Source organism: Bradyrhizobium sp. NP1 (genome assembly GCF_030378205.1).
Lineage (GTDB): Bacteria > Pseudomonadota > Alphaproteobacteria > Rhizobiales > Xanthobacteraceae > Bradyrhizobium.
Genome location: NZ_CP127385.1, coordinates 1295023 through 1311888, shown reverse-complemented (window position 1 = coordinate 1311888; position 16866 = coordinate 1295023). Strand labels below are relative to the sequence as shown.

General features: G+C 64.7%; 14 protein-coding genes, 1 tRNA gene and 1 pseudogene. 5 read left to right on the top strand and 11 right to left on the bottom strand.

The window, feature by feature from the left end:
- Positions 1–16: 16 nt before the first annotated feature.
- Both phnA and psrA read right to left on the bottom strand, forming a co-directional pair.
- Entirely contained in the window at positions 17–1261 is a 1245-nt protein-coding gene (gene phnA, locus QOU61_RS06240; RefSeq protein WP_289657240.1) for a phosphonoacetate hydrolase, read from the bottom strand.
- A 13-nt stretch (positions 1262–1274) separates the two neighbouring features.
- Positions 1275–2405: an iron-containing alcohol dehydrogenase PsrA gene (psrA, locus tag QOU61_RS06235; protein WP_289657239.1), complete on the bottom strand. Its 1131-nt coding sequence runs from the start codon at positions 2403–2405 to the stop codon at positions 1275–1277.
- A 79-nt stretch (positions 2406–2484) separates the two neighbouring features.
- Between psrA and QOU61_RS06230 the strand changes: the two genes are divergently transcribed.
- Positions 2485–3402, top strand: coding sequence for a LysR substrate-binding domain-containing protein (locus QOU61_RS06230; RefSeq protein WP_289657238.1), 918 nt, complete (start codon positions 2485–2487; stop codon positions 3400–3402).
- A gap of 17 nt (positions 3403–3419) precedes the next feature.
- On the opposite strand, the gene QOU61_RS06225 is transcribed toward QOU61_RS06230, so the two are convergent.
- From QOU61_RS06225 to QOU61_RS06215, 3 genes are all read right to left on the bottom strand, one after another.
- Positions 3420–4535, bottom strand: coding sequence for an OpgC domain-containing protein (locus QOU61_RS06225; RefSeq protein ID WP_289657237.1), 1116 nt, complete (start codon positions 4533–4535; stop codon positions 3420–3422).
- A 61-nt stretch (positions 4536–4596) separates the two neighbouring features.
- The gene (locus QOU61_RS06220; RefSeq protein ID WP_289657236.1) at positions 4597–4848 is read right to left on the bottom strand and encodes a hypothetical protein; all 252 of its coding nucleotides are present in this window, start codon (positions 4846–4848) and stop codon (positions 4597–4599) included.
- Positions 4849–4873: 25 nt separating this feature from the next.
- The gene (locus QOU61_RS06215) at positions 4874–5278 is read right to left on the bottom strand and encodes a hypothetical protein (RefSeq protein WP_289657235.1); all 405 of its coding nucleotides are present in this window, start codon (positions 5276–5278) and stop codon (positions 4874–4876) included.
- 538 nt (positions 5279–5816) lie between these two features.
- On the opposite strand from QOU61_RS06215, the gene QOU61_RS06210 reads away from it, so the two are divergent.
- On the top strand, positions 5817–6233 hold the full coding sequence (locus tag QOU61_RS06210; RefSeq protein WP_289657234.1) for a DUF2147 domain-containing protein: 417 nt from the start codon (positions 5817–5819) through the stop codon (positions 6231–6233).
- Between the two features lie 498 nt (positions 6234–6731).
- On the opposite strand, the gene QOU61_RS06205 is transcribed toward QOU61_RS06210, so the two are convergent.
- The 3 genes from QOU61_RS06205 to QOU61_RS06195 form a co-directional block, all read right to left on the bottom strand.
- Positions 6732–7019 (bottom strand): hypothetical protein, encoded by a 288-nt coding sequence (locus QOU61_RS06205; protein ID WP_289657233.1) that lies wholly within the window; start codon positions 7017–7019, stop codon positions 6732–6734.
- A gap of 388 nt (positions 7020–7407) precedes the next feature.
- Positions 7408–10554, bottom strand: coding sequence for an efflux RND transporter permease subunit (locus QOU61_RS06200; protein WP_289657232.1), 3147 nt, complete (start codon positions 10552–10554; stop codon positions 7408–7410).
- Positions 10551–11804: an efflux RND transporter periplasmic adaptor subunit gene (locus tag QOU61_RS06195; protein ID WP_502876890.1), complete on the bottom strand. Its 1254-nt coding sequence runs from the start codon at positions 11802–11804 to the stop codon at positions 10551–10553. The genes QOU61_RS06200 and QOU61_RS06195 overlap by 4 nt, the downstream gene beginning before the upstream one ends.
- A gap of 285 nt (positions 11805–12089) precedes the next feature.
- Here QOU61_RS06195 and QOU61_RS06190 point away from each other — a divergent pair, with 285 nt between their 5' ends.
- A complete protein-coding gene (locus QOU61_RS06190; RefSeq protein WP_289657231.1) occupies positions 12090–13244 on the top strand; it encodes an OpgC domain-containing protein in 1155 nt (384 codons plus the stop codon).
- A gap of 109 nt (positions 13245–13353) precedes the next feature.
- On the opposite strand, the gene QOU61_RS06185 is transcribed toward QOU61_RS06190, so the two are convergent.
- Positions 13354–13430: transfer RNA gene (locus QOU61_RS06185), tRNA-Met, on the bottom strand.
- A 317-nt stretch (positions 13431–13747) separates the two neighbouring features.
- Here QOU61_RS06185 and QOU61_RS06180 point away from each other — a divergent pair.
- The gene (locus QOU61_RS06180) at positions 13748–15349 is read left to right on the top strand and encodes a GMC family oxidoreductase (protein WP_289657230.1); all 1602 of its coding nucleotides are present in this window, start codon (positions 13748–13750) and stop codon (positions 15347–15349) included.
- 89 nt (positions 15350–15438) lie between these two features.
- On the opposite strand, the gene QOU61_RS06175 is transcribed toward QOU61_RS06180, so the two are convergent.
- Positions 15439–15840 carry a VOC family protein gene (locus QOU61_RS06175; protein WP_289657229.1) on the bottom strand — a complete coding sequence of 134 codons (402 nt, stop codon included), beginning with the start codon at positions 15838–15840 and terminating at the stop codon, positions 15439–15441.
- A gap of 195 nt (positions 15841–16035) precedes the next feature.
- Positions 16036–16155: pseudogene (locus QOU61_RS06170) on the bottom strand (2-deoxy-D-gluconate 3-dehydrogenase); the annotation flags it as partial.
- 118 nt (positions 16156–16273) lie between these two features.
- Between QOU61_RS06170 and QOU61_RS06165 the strand changes: the two are divergent.
- A complete protein-coding gene (locus QOU61_RS06165; protein ID WP_289657228.1) occupies positions 16274–16789 on the top strand; it encodes a CvpA family protein in 516 nt (171 codons plus the stop codon).
- Positions 16790–16866 lie beyond the last annotated feature (77 nt).

The window sequence follows — 16866 nt, the reverse complement described above, 5'->3', positions numbered from 1 at the left end:
CCTCCGATGCCCCGGACTATTGGATGCGGTTGAGCGCGACGTCGAAGACGTCGAAGTTGCGCAAGCTGTGCCCCGATGGCAGCGCGATCCGGCGATTGGCGATCATCGGCACCCGCTCCTCGGTCAACCCGCCATGCGAGCGCAATGGCTCGGTCAGGCCGGACAGGTCGTGGCGGTCAGCGCTCGTGCCGAGCACCTTGTGCTTTGACGAGATCACGACGATGTCGCCGATGCGGTCGGCCGGCAGCTCGAATCTGTGGCAGGCTTCATCCTGCGTCAGCGCGACATCGATGCCCGTGATGCCGCGCAGCTTCGCGATCAACGGCGCCACGGCGCCGCCATCAGGCGTGTAGATCGTCGCGAACGAGCCGAGCGAGCCGTGATGGGCTACGTAAGGATCGGTGATCGGCAGGATCACCCGCGTCTTGCCCTTGCCGGTCCACGCGTCGAGCACGTCCTGCAAATAGACGACGTCGGGCCGGCCGTCCGGCAGATGCTTGTCGTTCATGCCATGGTCGGCGGTGGCGACGATGGTGCAGCCCAGCGCATCAAGCTCCGCCAGATAACGGTCGATCATGGCGTAGAAGTCGTTGGCGATCCTGGTGCCGAGCCCGACCTTGTGCTGGATGTAGTCCGTCGTCGACAGGTACATCAGGTCAGGCCGGTGATGCTGCACCAGCTTGACGCCGGCGGCGAACACGAATTCGGAGAGGTCTGCGGAATAGACTTCCGGCAGCGGCAGGCCGACGAAATCGAGCAAATTGTCGATACCGTTTTCGGCCCTGTTCGCCTGGTTCGCCTTCTCCGAGGAAAACGCAATCGCGCGACCGGTCGAATAGTCGAGCCCGTACGAGAGCAGCCCGCGCAGCTTGTCCTTGGCGGTGACGGCCGCGACCTTGAAGCCGGCGTCATGCACGCCGGCAAGAATCGTCGGCGCACGCAGGAACTTCGGATCGTTCATCATCACCTCGACGCCGTTTGCGGTGTCGAAGAAATAATTGCCCGCTATGCCGTGCACCGACGGCGGACGGCCGGTGATGATCGAAAGGTTGTTCGGGTTGGTGAAGCTCGGGATCACGCTATTGGCATGAACGTGCGCGCCATCCCTCATGAAGCGCGCGAAGGTCGGCGCGACGCCGGCCTCGATCGCCTGCTCGATATAGCCGGGCTCGGAGCCGTCGAGGCAGATCACCACGGTCGGTCGCTGCGGCGCCCTATAGTCGCGACCGTTGACGGTGATGGTGTTTCCGTTGGCGCTCATGACCGCTCTCCCTTCACGCCGTCTTCGTCGCCGGCATGCGCGGCATTTCCGCGGCTTCGAGCAGGCGCTCCTTCGAGCCGAGGAAATTCTTCCCGCGTTCGCCTTGAAGCGAATCCGCGATCAGAAGCCGCCACTCCTTGCGCTCGATCTTGTAGGCGGCCGGGTTGGTGGGGATGCCGAGCAGCGCCAGGAAATCCTCGAGCGCGTCGGCGCCGCGCGACAGATCGGGCCCGAAGATCTGCTTCAAACTGTCCTCGCAAAGTCCGCCGGCGCCTTGCACGCTGCGCAACACCATCGGCAACGAGAACGAGCAGGCTATTCCGTGCTGCACGCCATGGCGCAGCGTGATCGGATAGGAAAGCGAATGCGCGATCGCGGTCTTGGTGTTGGAGAAGGCAAGCCCGGCAAACAGCGCGGCCTGCGCCATCCGGCTGCGCAATTCGATATTGCCGAGATCGCACACCAGCTTCGGCAGCACGTCGAGCGCGGTGCGCGCAGCCGCGACCGCATGATTGGCCGAAACCGGGTTGTTGTTGACGTTCCACAGGCTTTCCAGCGCATGCGACAGCGCATCAAGGCCGGTGCTGACGGTGAGAAGCTGCGGCTTGCCGAGCATCAGGCGCGGATCGATCACCGCATGCGTCGGATAGAGGTTCGGGCGGGCGAGCGAATATTTCTTGCCGTTTTCCTCGTCCCACACCGTGCCCCAGCAGGTCACCTCGCTCCCCGTTCCCGCCGTGGTCGGCACGGCGATGAGCGGAGTGGCCGCGAGATTTTCCGCGCCTTTCAACGTCTCCAGATACGTCTTGATCCTGCCGAAGTCGCCGCCTGCGGCCGCGAACACCTTTGCGGAGTCGATCACCGAGCCGCCGCCGAGCGCGACGATCAATTCGGGCTGCTGCTTGAGCTCGGCGAAGCGGCGGGTCTGCTCGGCGAGCAGGCGATAGTCCGGGTTGGGCGCGACGTCGCGGATGGTCAGTACCGGCACGCCGGCGGTTTCGCTCAGGCGCTGTGCAAGCCCGTCAAAGAACGGCTCGCCATAGGTGACGATCGCATAGCGTCGCTTGCCGATCAGTTCAGGCAGTTTCGCAAAACTGTCGACCCCGAATTCGATCTGGACCGGGTTTCCATATCGCCACGCCATCGCGCTCCTCCATTTGCCCGCGACGATAGGGCGTCGGCTTCTATTGACAAATTCATATTTTCTGAAGCTACTATTGATTATGTCAATCGTTTTCAGCCAGCTCCGCGCCTTCCACGCCGTCGCCGAGCATGGCGGCTTCACCGCCGCCTCACGCGTGCTCCATGTCGGCCAGCCGACCCTGACCATCCAGGTCAAGGAGCTGGAGGAGACTTACGGCGTCGAGCTCCTGATCCGGCACGCGCGGCGCGTCGAGCTGACGGAAGCGGGCCGCGGCTTGCGCGAGATCACCCGCGGCATCATGAAGTTCTGCGACGAGGCGCACGACCTGCTCTCGGCGCACGGACAATCGACCAGAGGGCATCTGCGGCTGGCCACCGTGGGACCGTTCCACGCCACCGAGATCCTCGCCGCCTTCAAGCGCGAGCATCCCGGCGTGCAGATCTCGACGCTGCTCGGCAATTCGGAGCGCACGCTACGCCACATCATCGATTTCGACGCCGAGGTCGCGATCCTCGCCGAGGTGCCGGAAGACCCGCGCGTGACGATGGTGCCCTACCGCAAGCACCGCGTGATCGCCTTCGTCAACGGCGACCATCCCTGGTTCAACCGCAAATCTGTCCGGCTGCGCGAGCTTGCCGACCAGCCCTTCGTGCTGCGCGAGCGCGGCTCGACCACCCGGCGCGCCTTCGAGGCGGCGATGCTGGAAGAGGGATTTCAGATCAATCCGGTGTTCGAGATCGAAAGCCGCGAAGGCGTCTGGAAGGCGGTCGAGCGCGGGCTCGGCATCAGCGTGGTCGCCGATTTCGAATTCGTGCCGCACCCGAACCTGCGCGCGCTCGAGATCAGCGATCGGGTCATCAAGACGCAATACAGCATCGCCTATCACCGCGACCGCGCGCATTCACCGATCATCAAGGCGTTCATCGACACGGTGAGCCGGATGAAAGCCGAACCGAATGCCGCGCCGGCACGAGCGGAGCGGCGGCCGCGACGCTGACGGTGCAGCCGCAAGATTCAAAACAGCTTTGGCTGTTCGCGCGTTCTGATCCGGACCCAGGTCAGGATCGTTGCAAAGCCGACCATGATCGCGATACCGGCAACGCTGATCGCAACCTGCGCGACGTAAGCGTTGGAGACGCGGACAAGCAGCATCTCGCCGCCCAATGCGAGCAGGACACCGAGGCAGTAGACATCCAGGGAATTCTCGCCGCAGCGGATCGCGCCACGCAAAATGCCGTTTTTGAACGCGCGCCAGTCCGGCGCCACCCAGCGCACCGCAAGCACGGCAAGGCAGAGGAAATGCAGCAATCGCAGCGGGTCGAGGTCGGGCTTGTCGATGGGGTAGATGAGCCTCGCGAGCGGATCGGGAATGAGCAGTGCCATCGGCTTGAAAGTCCAGCCCAGGACGACGACAAGGCTGAACAGGAGATAGAGCAAGGCAACCACCGTGGTGGCCCGCGATTTCAGCAACGGCCTCAGCATCTGGCGGCCGCCCATCTCGAACCAGGCGCCGAGCACCACGAGAAACTGCCAGGCCAGCGGATTGAAGTACCAATCATTGCGCGGCCATTGCGGCAGGTTCCAACCGAAGATCTGCACCAGGACATAGAGCAGCGCCGATGCGAGTAGCGTCAGATTGGGCGCGCGCATCAGCAGGAAGAGCAGCGGCGCAAACAACGCATGGAAGATGACGAAGGTGGGCAGGACGTCGGTATTGGCCGGCCGGTATTGCAGGATCGCCGCACGTGCGAGCGCCGTCCCCGGCTGATCGAGAAGGACGCGGGTGTTGCTGTCGTCGGCGAACCGGCCCTCGCCCGCAACATGGACCATGATCACGCAGGCGATGGTCAGGAGCAGGAATGCGGCATAGATCTCCCAGCCGCGGCGCAGGGTGTGGCTGATCACCGCCGCCCAGCCGTCGCGCGTCTGCAGTTCGCGATAGGCCAGCGCGCAGGTGACGCCGGAGACGAACATGAAGATTTCAGCGGCATCGGAGAAGCCGTAATGCCGAAGCGTCAGCCAGCTCACGATATTGTTGGGGAGATGATCGACGAAGATGAACCAGAGCGCGACGCCGCGATAGAAATCGAAGCGGATGTCTCGGCCGAAATCCTGCACGGGTGACGCCACTCGATCTGTTTCCGGCATGAAATTCTGGCCGCCTGTCACTCTCGATTGACGCGGGAATGCGCTAGGCTCGACGTTGCTTGCCCGTGCCGCGCAAGAGTTGCGTCAGTTCGGAGACGTCCGTCACCTCGTCGAGCCGGCCGACCGTGGCGAGGATGCGCTTTGCCTTTGTCGGTCCAACGACGGGCCCCGCGAAGTTGAGGAATTTTCGTTCGAGCGAGGCCTGTGACAGCGGCCGAATGCTGATCGAGCCGCTGTTGACGACGAAGGAGGTGAAGCCGCGCGCCCCGCGCGGCTCGCTGGCCAGGGACCGCATTACGGTCCCCGGCCGCGCGCGAAGCTCACCAGTAGCCGCCGCCGTAATAGCCATAGCCCGGATAGGGCCTGTAGTAGCCGCCGCCATAGGGCCCGTAGCCGCCGTAGTAGACCGCGCGCGGGCGATAATAGCCGTAGGCGGGATAGGAATATGCATAATATGGATCGCCATAGTAGCCGTAAGGCCCATAGGCGCTGCTCGCGATCGCGCCGCCGATGAGGGCGCCTGCCAGCGCAGCGCCGCCCCAACCCCAGCCGCCACGTCCCCAGCCCCAGCCGCCGCGCCAATAGACCTGCGTCGGCCCGTCCGCCACCATCGACTTCATGGTCGACACATGGGTCGGCAGCGGTGCCGCGGAGACCGGGCCGCTCAGGCTCGCGATCAGCGCTCCTGACAGGGTGCATGCAACTGCCGTTTTCACGATGCTCATTGCTCTACTCCTTCCTCATGTCATGCTGAAAAACCTTCCATGGCCGCAAGTGATCGCGCTTGATCTGGCTCAAGCGACCGGCCGGCAGGTGCCTGCGACAAGCACACGCCGGCGACCGATGCCCCTGCCGCAAGGTTGCCAGGGGCCAGCCAGCCTAGAACAATCCACAGGCATATATAACTTTTATATTTTGGCCGGCCGGTTTTGCTGCCACTGACGTGGGGCGGATTAAGGCGAGTCGCAAGCTGCGCTTCTCCTTCGGTCTGCCGGGCCTTCCAGCGCCCGCATTCGGCGAGATCCCCTGCATGTTCATCACCGGCCGCGATATCGAGTGGCTGACCAGCCTGCGGAAAGTGTGGTGGAGGTACTATCTACCGGAACTTCTGCGGGTTTTGCGCGGTCGCAACCTGGATGCCAACCGTGCGGAGAGGCCGCCCCGCGTCGCACAAATCCTAACCTTTCCACCCGCCAAAGATTGAGTATGAGTGTGCTTACACTACCGACGATGCTGCCCCTCGCCCGCGGCAAGAGCCTTGTCTTGCTGGCGTCGGTGCTGGGCCTTTCGCTTCCATCCGACATCGCCGCCGCCGACGTCGCCGGTGTCTGGCTCACCCAGGCCGGCGACGCCAAGATTCAGATCAGCCGCTGCGGGCCGGGCATTTGCGGTCGCATCGTCTGGCTGAAGGAGCCCATCGATCGCGCGACCAGCAAGCCTCAGGTGGACGACAAGAACCCCAATCCCGCGCTGACCACGCGAAGGATTCTGGGCCTTTCCATTCTTTCGAACATGAAATCGCGCGGCGACAAGGACTGGGCGGGACGGATCTATAACGCCGACGACGGCAAGACGTACGACGCAACGATCAGCTTGCCGGACGAGAATGCCCTCAAGGTCCGCGGCTGCGTAGGTCCGCTTTGCGGCAGCGAAACGTGGTCGCGGGCGAACGGCCGCTGAGATGCTTTCAAAGTTTCGCCTGACCGGCATCCAATGATTGCCGGCAGCCAAATCAGTTTCGTTCTGGAAGCAACAAGGCCTGAAGAATTCGAGCGGAAGCTGTGCACCCGTATGCAGACGCGTTGTCCGAACTGTAGCACCATCGTCAGATCCACAGACGGCGTGACCTGGACCCTTGTCAACGCCGGGTGTCGTGAACTGGCCGATACCGCCTGGCGTGATCGCGCTGAGCTGTGCCCTGTACTGTCCTATGTCGTTCAACCTGATGTCGCCTTGCCCGGAATAAGCCGTCGACCGGATTCAGGCACTGCGCCCGCCATGCAGGCCGAGCACCGGGAGCCGGAAAAGCTGGCGGACTCGACCCGGCCGTAAACGCAGGCCGCCGTAAGCCGGCGCCCGCTCAGGCGCTCTTGCGCCGCGAGCCGTGGCGAGCCCCTTCTGCGGGAGGCGTATTTCGAGAGGAGGCGGCTCAGGGAGCCGCCTCTCTCCGTTCAGCCGTCACTGACAGCGATACATGTGGCCGTCATCAAGCTTGGTCATGGTGCCGGGCGTGCAGGTGAAACCATTGCGGGTCGCATAATCCTGCCCGCTCCAGCCATAGGCCGCAAAAGGACCACCGGTGTAATATCCGGCTCCCTGATAATACGGGCGGCCACCGTAGTACCCGGTGCCCTGATAATAGGGGCCGCCGGCATAGTAGCCCTGTGTGCCGTAGTAAGGTCCACTGGCGACCGCGGCTGCCGTGCCGATTGCGGCAGCCGTGCCGACCGCAGCAGCACCTGCCACCCCGACACCATACGCCCCACGCCGCGCCTGCCGACGCGCCACGCCTGCCCCACTCATGGGGGTCAGCGGCCGGCCGACCCGGGCTTGCGCGCTCTCGACCGACATCGAGACGCCGCTTTGCTCGGACCAACTGAAAGAGAACAGCGCAGCGCATGCGAAGGCGGAAGCTGCAATGGCAGATGTTCTGACGTGTTTCATGGGCTTTCTCCGTTGCGGGAACATCAACGAGGCGGCCACCTTCCGCGCGCGCCCGCCGCTTGCGGCTTGATCCAGATCAAGTCAGCGCGACGCCTGCGGCAGCGCGCGAGTCACGTTCATGTGACGCGGGTTCCGCGGCCTGTGGGCGCGGCAAGCGGCGCCGTGCCGCCAATGATCCCTTATGCGCTGATCACTCCGCCGGGGGATGCGATACAGCGTGCGGCTTGCCGAAGCGCTGCTTGGCGGCCTCGCGCCAGTGCTGGAAGGTCACGTAGAGCATCGGCACCAAAAAGATGCCGATCGAGCTTGCCGCGAGCATGCCGCCGAACACCGCGGTGCCGACCGCGCGGCGGCTGATCTCGGCGGCGCCGGTTGCGACCACCAGCGGCACCAGGCCGAGGATAAAGGCGATCGACGTCATCATCACCGCGCGGAAGCGCATCTGCGATCCCAGCACCGCGGCGTCCTCGACGGGAAGACCGGCCTCGCGCTGCTCCTTGGCGAACTCGACGATCAGGATGCCGTTCTTGGCGGCCAGCGCGATCAGCACCACGAGCCCGATCTGGCCGTAGAGGTCGAGATTGAGGCCGGCGACCTTGATGGCGAGATAGGAGCCGAGCACGCCGACCACGACCGCCAGCAGCACGGGAATCGGGATCGTCCAGCTTTCATACAGCGCCACCAGGAACAGATAGGCGAACAGCACGGCAAGGCCGAGGATGATTCCGGTCTGCCCGGAGGCCGCCTGCTCCTGATAGGCGGTGCCGGTCCACTCGAAGGAATAGCCCGCCGGCAGCGTCGACTGCGACAGCGCGGCCATCGCGGCGATCGCCGTGCCGGAGGAGACGCCGGCCGCCGGTCCGCCATTGATGGTGACCGAGCGATAGTTGTTGTAGCGCGTGATCACCTGCGGCCCGGTCACGATCCTGATGCTGGCGATGGAGCGCATCGGCACCATCTCGCCGGTCGCGTTGCGCACATAGATCTGCCAGATATCGGGAATGTCGCCGCGATTGGCCGCCTCGCCCTGGACATTGACCTGCCAGGTGCGGCCGAACAGGTTGAAGTTGTTGACGTAGAAGCCGCCGAGCGTGGCCTGCAGCGCCGTGAAGACGTCGGCCATGTTCAGCCCGAGCGCCTGCGCCTTGGCGCGGTCGATATCGAGATAGATCGACGGGTTGGTCGCGGTGTAGGTCGTGAACACGCGGGTCAGCCGCGGGTCGCGGTTGGCGACACTGATCAGGCCGCTCACCACGCTGCCGATGGCGGCCGGATCCTGGCCCTCCAGCGCCTCAAGCTGATATTCGAAGCCGCCCGATGTCGACAGTCCGATGATCGGCGGCAGGTTGAACGGCAGGATGCTGGCCTGGCGGATCTGCGCTCCCGCGCCGAAGGTGCGCCGGATCGTCGCCTGCACCGAGTCCGCCGCCGCCTGGCGATCCGCGAACGGCTTCATGCGCGCGACCATGAACGCCGAATTCGGTTCGTTACCGCCGTCGAGCAGCGAGAAGCCGATGATCGAGAGCACGTGGTCGATCGCGGGGATCTGCTTCAAGAGCGCCTCGACCTGCTTGGTCACCTCGCTGGTGCGCGCCACCGAGGCGCCGTCGGGCAACTGCACCGCGATGAAGAACGCGCCCTGATCCTCTTCGGGCAAAAAGCCGGTCGGCGTGATGCGCGACACGCCAAAGATGCCGCCGGCAAGCACCAGGACTGCGACCAGCGCCAGCAGCGCAACCCGCAGCAGGCGGCGCACGAGGCCGGCGTAACGGTCGCGAACCCAGTCGATACCGCCGAGCAAACGCGCCATGACGCCGCGCCGCGGTCCGGTGTGGCGCAGGAACACCGCACACAGCGCCGGCGAGAGCGTCAGCGCGTTCAGCGCCGAAATCACCATCGCCGCGCTGATGGTCACCGCGAACTGGCGGAACAGCGTGCCGGAGATGCCGGGGATGAACGCGATCGGCACGAACACCGACAACAGCACCAGCGAGATCGCGATGATCGGCGCGGTGATCTGCGCCATCGCCTTCTTGGTGGCGTCGGCGGGCGAAAGCTCCGGCTCCTCCTCCATCACGCGCTCGACATTCTCGACCACGACGATGGCATCGTCGACCACGATGCCGATCGCGAGCACCATTGCGAGCAGCGACACCGTGTTGGCGGAATAGCCGAGCGCGAGCAGGACCGCGAAGGCGCCGATCAGGCTGACGGGAACGGCGACCGCCGGAATCACGGTGGCGCGCAGGTTGCCGAGGAACAGGAACACGACGATGACGACAAGCACGAAGGCCTCGCCCAGCGTCTTCAGCACCTCCCTGATGGTATCGGTGACAAAGGTCGTGGAGTCGTACTGCACGAGGTAGGTCAGCCCTGGCGGAAACCGCTCCGACAATTTGGCGAGCGTCGCCTGCACGGCCTTCGCCGTCGTCACCGCGTTGGCGCCGGGCGCGAGATAGATGCCCATGGGCACGCCGGCCTGGCCGTCGATCCGCGACTCGCTGTCCATGTTCTGCGCGCCGATCTCGACGCGCGCGACGTCCTTGATGCGCAGAATCGAGCCGTCCGGATTGGCACGCAGCACGATATTGCCGAACTGAGCCGAGGTGGTCAGCCTGCCTTGCGTCTGCACGTTGAACTGGAACTGCTGGTCATCGCTGATCGGGCGGGCGCCGATGCGGCCGACCGGCGCCTGCACGCTCTGGGCGCGGATCGCCGCGATCACGTCCGAGGGCGCCAGGTTAAGGCTGGTGAGGCGCTGCGTATCGAACCAGATGCGCATCGAATAGTTCAGCTTGGCGAACAGCGTCGCCTGGCCGACGCCGGGCGTGCGGGAAATCGCGTCCAGCACGTTGATGATGGCGTAGTTGGTGATGAACAGCGGGTCCTGCGCGCCGTTCTTGCTGTACAGCACGATGAACTGAAGCACCGCCGACGAACGCTTCTGCACGACGAGGCCCTGCGCCTGCACCTCGGTCGGTAGTTGCGCCAGCGCGCTCTGCACGCGGTTGTTGACGTTGACGGTGTTGATGTCGGGATTGGTGCCGAGCGCGAACGAGACGGTCAGCGTGTAGCTGCCGTCATTGCCGCTGGTCGACTTCATGTAGAGCATCTTGTCGACGCCGACGACCTGGGCCTCGAGCGGCTGGGCGACGCTGGATTCCACCACTTCCGCGGAGGCGCCGGGAAAGTTGGCGGTGACCGTGACCTGTGGCGGCACGATATCGGGGAATTGCGCCACCGGGATCTGCAGCAGCGCCAGCGCGCCCGCGATCGTGATGACGAACGCGATCACGATCGCAAGCCGCGGGCGATCGACGAAGACCGACGAGATCATGGGTTCGCGCCCGCCGGCTTCGGCCCGATGCCGCTGCCGGCCTTCTGGCTGCCGCCATCGTCCGCGCTGACCTTCATGCTCGACTGGATCAGCGTGCTCGCGGGCCCCGGCGTCACGGCCTCGCCCGGCCGCACCCGCTGCAGGCCCTCGACGATCACCTTGTCGCCGGCCGAAAGGCCTTCCGTCACTGACGCGATCGTGGAGGTCGATTGCCCCAGCTTGATCCGCCGCTGCTCGGCCTTGTTGTCGGCGCCGAGGACAAAGACATATTCGCCTTGCTGATCCGAGAGCACGGCCGAGCGCGGGATCGCCACCACCTCGACCGGCTGCACGCCTTCCAGGAGCACGGTGACGAACTCGTTATCGGTGAGTTCGCGCTCGGTCAGCCGTCCGGTCGACAAATGCGGCAGGGGTGGGTTGGGGATCGTGCCACGCAGCGTGATGGTGTCGGTGTTCTGCGCGATCGTGTTGTTGACGAAGTTGAGTTCCCCGACCTCGTCGTAGAGACGGCCGTCCGGCAGGCGAAGCCGGATCACGACCGCCTTGAAGCCGCCGATCACCGCATAGCGGTCGCGCAAGGCCAGCCCCTCGCGAAGCGAAACCGGAAAGGTCACATACATCGGGTCCTGGCTGACGATCGTGGTCAGCACGCCGGAACTCGGGCTCACCACATTGCCTTCGGTCACGGCCGTGCGGCCGATCCTGCCGTCGATCGGCGAGCGGATTTCGGTGTAGTCGAGGTTGATCTTCGACAGATCGACCTGCGCCTGCGCGGCCTGCACCTGCGCCTCCAGGCTCTGCTGGTTGGCGATCGCGGCGTCATAGGTGGATTGCTGCCCGGCCGGGCCGCTGAGCAGCGTCCTGGCGCGATCGGTCGTCAGCTTGGCGTTGACGAGCGTCGCCTGGAGCTGCGCGACCTGCGCCTGTTTCGACTTGAGGTCGGCCTCGAAGGGGCCGCGCTCGAGCTGGTAAAGCAGGTCGCCGGTCTTGACTTCCGCGCCTTCGACGAAATTGCGCTTTTCCAGGAAGGCGGTGACGCGCGCGACGACGCTGACACGGTTGGGGGCCTCGATGCGACCGAGGAACTCGTTCGACTCGGTGATGGGGCGCTTCGCCGCCTCCATCACGCCGACCGCCGGAGGCCCTGCGGGGCCGACCTGGGCATCGGCGCCTGCAAACATGCCGAGCCCGCCTGATGCCAACACGATGGCGCCTACCGTCGCGCTGATCGCTACTCTACGAAGGTGCATGCCGGTCAGGCCTTCGGCTGTTCGAATTCGCGCTTCGCCGCCGTGACGGCGAAGCCCGCCCTGCACCATAGCAGAGCTGACCGCGCGCCGTCGACCGGGCCTGATCCCCGCGCCGGGGTCACGACGACTTTACTTTCGCGACAGTGCAGATTCCCAATGCGGCGGCCCGCGCCACTGAAAATGCCCACAACCCTGTACTATGCTGATCGAAGAGACCCGCTAGAGTACGCAGGGCGCATTTGGGACACCGGAATTCGCAAGACGCCTGAACGGGGGAGCGAACCGATGGAAATCAGGGCTGTCCTGCCGCCACGCGGGCGCGACTATCGGCTTGATCTGCTGCGCGGGTTCGCCAACTGGGCGATCTATCTCGATCACATCCCCAACAACGCCGTCAACTGGATCACGCAGAAGAACTTCGGCTTCAGCGACGCAGCCGACCTCTTCATCTTCATCTCGGGCTACACGGCCTCCTTCGTCTATGCCCGGATCATGCTCGAGCGCGGCTTCATCATCGGCGGCACCCGGCTGGTCAGGCGCGCCTGGCAGATCTATGTCGCGCATGTTCTGCTGTTCGTGATCTATATCGCCGAGATCGGTTACCTCGCCCAGCGCTATCACAATCCAAACCTGGAGAACGAATTCAACGTCGCGGGCTTCATGCACAACCCGGCCGAGACGCTCTATCAAGGCCTCATCCTGGCGTTCAAGCCCGTCAACATGGACGTGCTGCCGCTCTACGTCCTGCTGATGCTGGTGTATCCTGCCGTGCTCTGGACGATGTTGCGGCGGCCGAACCTGACGCTGGCGGCGTCATTCCTGCTTTATCTCGCCGCGCGTCATTTCGGCTGGAACCTGCCGGCCTATCCGGTCGGCTCGTGGTACTTCAATCCTTTCTGCTGGCAGTTCATGTTCGTCTTCGGCGGCTGGTTCGCGCTCGGTGGCGCCGCCGAATCGATGCATTTCATCCAGTCACGGACGTTTCTGATCCTTGGGGCAGCCTATCTGTTGTTCGCGCTGGTCATGACGCTGGCCGGCCGTTTCCCAGAGCTCGCGCAATTGATTCCGGCCTGGCTCTACGACACCTTCAACCCGAACGACAAAACCAACCTGGCGCCCTATCGCGTCCTGCATTTCGTGGTGCTCGCCTTCTTCGTCACGCGCTTTCTGCCGCGCGACTGGGCCGGCCTCGAATGGCCGGTCTTCCGTCCCATGATCAAGTGTGGCCAGCAATCGCTCGAGGTTTTCTGCTCCGGCATCTTCCTCGCCGTGATCGCGCACCTGATCCTGGTCGAAGTCTCCGGCAGCATCTGGATGCAGATCGTGGTCAGCACGGCCGGCATCGCACTGATGACCGTGCTCGCCTACTACCGGTCCTGGTCGAAGCGGGTCGACAAGGCGCCCGCGAAACCGCCGGCCAGCGCGGCGCCGGCGGCGTAGATCGCGCAGGCTGCGGCACGGGTCGCGCCATGGTGGGCGACACCGCCAAAAAAGAAAGCCGCTCCCGGAGAGCGGCTTTCTCAACGACCCCTTGAGATCAGAGGCTGTTTGGTTGCGGGGATAGGATTTGAACCTATGACCTTCAGGTTATGAGCCTGACGAGCTACCGGGCTGCTCCACCCCGCGATAAGTCTTTGCGCGCCTTCAGGGAAACCGAAACGGCATGCCGTGGGCGGCCGGGCCGCCAATGCCATGTCCGAGGCTTCCTGAGAAGGCTACCCCAGGGCGTAAAGCGCTGGGGGTGCGGGCGCTATGTACCAATGCGCACCCGCTTTGGAAAGGCCGGTTCGGCAATTTTTTTCCGGATTTGTGACAGTCCGGTCCGGCCAAAAAGCACCGTAAAACCAACGCCCTTGCCAGAAGTTCCGGAAAAGCAGAGCCTTGCCGCCAATAACACCGGGGCCTTCGCGGCCCCCGGCGGTCAAGAAAAGGGGGGATCCGGGATGGATACGGTCGATTTCGTGGTGGTGGGCGCGGGAAGCGGCGGCTGCGCGGTGGCAAGCCGGCTTTCGGAGAATGCGGGCACGTCGGTTGCGCTGCTCGATGCCGGCGGCAGATGCGACAATTGGGTCGTAACCACGCCCGGCGCCATCATCCTGATGCTCTCGGGCAAGCTCAACAACTGGGCGTTCGACACCGTGCCGCAGAAGGGCCTCGGCGGCCGCATCGGCTATCAGCCGCGCGGCAAGGGCCTCGGCGGCTCCTCAGCGATCAACGCGATGGTCTATATCCGCGGCCACCGCGCCGATTACGACCACTGGGCCGCGCTCGGCAATGCCGGCTGGGCTTACGCCGACGTCCTGCCCTACTTCAAGCGCTCGGAGCACAACTACGAGCTCGACGGCGAGTATCATGGCAAGGGCGGCCCGCTGCATGTCTCGGGGCTGCGCTCCGACAACCCGGTCAAGGAGATGTTTTTGCAGGGCGCGCGCGAGGCGCAGTTCCGCATCCGCGACGACTTCAACGGCGCCGAGCAGGAAGGGCTCGGCGTCTACCAGGTGACGCAGGACAATGGTGAGCGCTGGAGCGCGGCGCGCGGCTATATCCATCCCTTCATGGGAAAGCGGCAAAATCTGCGCGTCGAGACGCAGGCGCAGGCGACCCGCATCCTGTTCGAGGGCAAGCGCGCGGTCGGCGTCGAGTATCTGCAAGGCAAGGAAAAGAAGCAGCTTCGCGCGCGCCGCGAAGTGATTCTCGCAGCCGGCGCCTTCCAGTCGCCGCAACTCTTGATGCTATCCGGCGTCGGCGATGCCGCAGCACTCGGCAAGCACGGCATTGCCAGCACGCACCATCTGCCGGGCGTCGGCCAGAACCTGCAGGACCACCCCGACTTCGTGTTCGGCTTTGCGTCTGACGCGCCGTATTTTTCAGGACTGTCGTGGAGCGGGATCGGCCGCATCCTCAAAGGCATCGGGCAATACCGCCGGGAGCGGCGCGGACCCCTGACCTCGAACGTCGCCGAATGCGGCGGCTTCCTGAAAACCCGGCCCGACCTCGAATTGCCCGACATCCAGCTCCACTTCTGCATGGCCATGGTCGAAGACCATGGCCGCAAGCCGCGCTGGGGCACCGGCTTCTCCTGCCATGTCTGCGTGCTGCGGCCGAAGAGCCGCGGCAGCGTGTGGCTCGCCAGCGCCGATCCGATGGCGCCGCCCGCGATCGACCCGAACTTCTTCGGCGACGAGAGCGACGTCGAGACCATGGTCGCAGGCTTCAAGATGACACGGCGGCTGTTGGAGTCGCCGGCGCTGAAGGCGCTGCAGCAGAAGGACTTGTTCACATCAGACGCGAAGACCGACGATGATATCCGTAGCCTGCTGCGCCAGCGCGTCGACACCGTCTACCACCCGGTCGGCACCTGCAGGATGGGCACCGATGGCGATGCCGTGGTCGATCCGAAACTGAAGGTGCATGGGCTCGACGGCTTGCGCGTGGTCGACGCCTCGATCATGCCGACCCTGATCGGCGGCAACACCAACGCCCCGACCATCATGATCGGCGAGAAGGCCGCCGACATGATCAAGGCGGAGATGCGCGTGAATTGAGCCGGCAATCCTGTTCGCCGTCGTCCCGGCGAACCCGGGACCCATAACCAAAAGCCGTCGTGACGCGACTGCGGCTATCGCCTTGGCGCTCAAGCTGCCGTCTCCGGCGCTTCCGGCGCGTGACAGACCGCCTCGATGCGATGGCCGTCGGGATCGCGCACGAAGGCGGCATAATAGGCTGCGTGGTAATCCCTGAGCCCGGGCGCGCCGTCATCGCGCCCGCCGGCCCTGATCGCCGCCGCATGAAAATCCGCGACTGCCGCGCGATCTGGCGCGCGGAAGCACAGATGGCTGCCGCGCGAGGGCACCACAGGCCCCTCCTCCGTGATGGTGAACGCAACCCCGGTCTGTCCGGGTGACGAACCATAATCGGAACCCTTGCCGCCGCGAAAATCGACGGTCCGCACCAGCCCGATCGGACGCAGCACGGCGTCGTAGAAACGGCGACTGCGAACGATGTCGCTGACGCCGAGCGAAACGTGATCGAGCATGGCGATCTCCTTTGCCGCGGTCTCCATCGAGCTTTACGCAAGCAGTCCCGGCAACGTTACGGCGCCGCCGGCACGATCGACGGCCGGAGATACGGGTGAATTGCCGGCGCTTGGCCGGGACGACAGCCCGACCTCAATTCAGCAGAAACCCGCGGTCCACCGTGACCAACCGCCGGTCGTCTAGCGCGAGGCGCCCGATGCCAGCAGAAGGATCGCGCCATGCGCGGCCAGCACGCGCGCGAATTGCCGCCCCAAGCCCTGACTTGCACCGGTTACGAGAATGGTTTCTTTACGTACATCGAATAGGTCGGACACAGCGAAAGATCCAACGATCAAGAGGCTGAGCCGCGCTCGTTGATACCTACGATTTTAGCGATCGCAAACCGAATTCGTTGAGCATACGAAAGAGCGCCGGAGAGCCGGCGAGGCCGCCATGAATAGCTTCGATCTCGTCGTCTATGCCGGCTTCGCCATCGCCATCGTCGCAGGCTTCAACACCGGCCTGTTGCGCAGCGCGCTCACCATCCTCGCCTATCTGATCGCCGCACCGATCGCGGTGTGGGTGATGACGAAGATCGCGCCGCAGCTTGGCGGCGGCAGCGCTTCGCCCATGATGCAGAACTGGGGCTTTTTCTTCGGCGTGTATCTCGTGCTCGGCGTCGCGATCGGCAAGATGATGCGCACCGCGCTCGATGACGCGATCGGCGCAGACGCCGGCATCGGCGATCGGCTGGCCGGCGCCGCGCTCGGCGCGGTGCGCGCCGGCCTGGTCGCCACCACGGTCGTTCTGGTTTTCGACCAGCTTGTGCCGCGCGATCACCAGCCGGCTTTCCTGAACGGCTCGCAACTGCGGCCGCTTTTTTCCGCCGCCGGGCAGAAGGGGCTCAGGTCGCTGCCGCCTGATGTCGCCGCCACCATCGATCGCCTGAAGCGAGAGCAGCAGATCTGACCGCCTGACGGCCCGCTCCTGCCATGCATTTTGGCTAGTGGAGCGGATTTGACGTTCGCTACCAATTTGCCGCGATT

Bases quoted from the DNA above. Each gene is read 5' to 3' on its own strand.
- phnA (WP_289657240.1), bottom strand. From the start codon at position 1,261: ATGAGCGCCAACGGAAACACCATCACCGTCAACGGTCGCGACTATAGG.
- psrA (WP_289657239.1), bottom strand. From the start codon at position 2,405: ATGGCGTGGCGATATGGAAACCCGGTCCAGATCGAATTCGGGGTCGAC.
- QOU61_RS06230 (WP_289657238.1), top strand. From the start codon at position 2,485: ATGTCAATCGTTTTCAGCCAGCTCCGCGCCTTCCACGCCGTCGCCGAG.
- QOU61_RS06220 (WP_289657236.1), bottom strand. From the start codon at position 4,848: ATGCGGTCCCTGGCCAGCGAGCCGCGCGGGGCGCGCGGCTTCACCTCC.
- QOU61_RS06215 (WP_289657235.1), bottom strand. From the start codon at position 5,278: ATGAGCATCGTGAAAACGGCAGTTGCATGCACCCTGTCAGGAGCGCTG.
- QOU61_RS06200 (WP_289657232.1), bottom strand. From the start codon at position 10,554: ATGATCTCGTCGGTCTTCGTCGATCGCCCGCGGCTTGCGATCGTGATC.
- QOU61_RS06195 (WP_502876890.1), bottom strand. From the start codon at position 11,804: ATGCACCTTCGTAGAGTAGCGATCAGCGCGACGGTAGGCGCCATCGTG.
- QOU61_RS06190 (WP_289657231.1), top strand. From the start codon at position 12,090: ATGGAAATCAGGGCTGTCCTGCCGCCACGCGGGCGCGACTATCGGCTT.
- QOU61_RS06180 (WP_289657230.1), top strand. From the start codon at position 13,748: ATGGATACGGTCGATTTCGTGGTGGTGGGCGCGGGAAGCGGCGGCTGC.
- QOU61_RS06175 (WP_289657229.1), bottom strand. From the start codon at position 15,840: ATGCTCGATCACGTTTCGCTCGGCGTCAGCGACATCGTTCGCAGTCGC.
- QOU61_RS06165 (WP_289657228.1), top strand. From the start codon at position 16,274: ATGAATAGCTTCGATCTCGTCGTCTATGCCGGCTTCGCCATCGCCATC.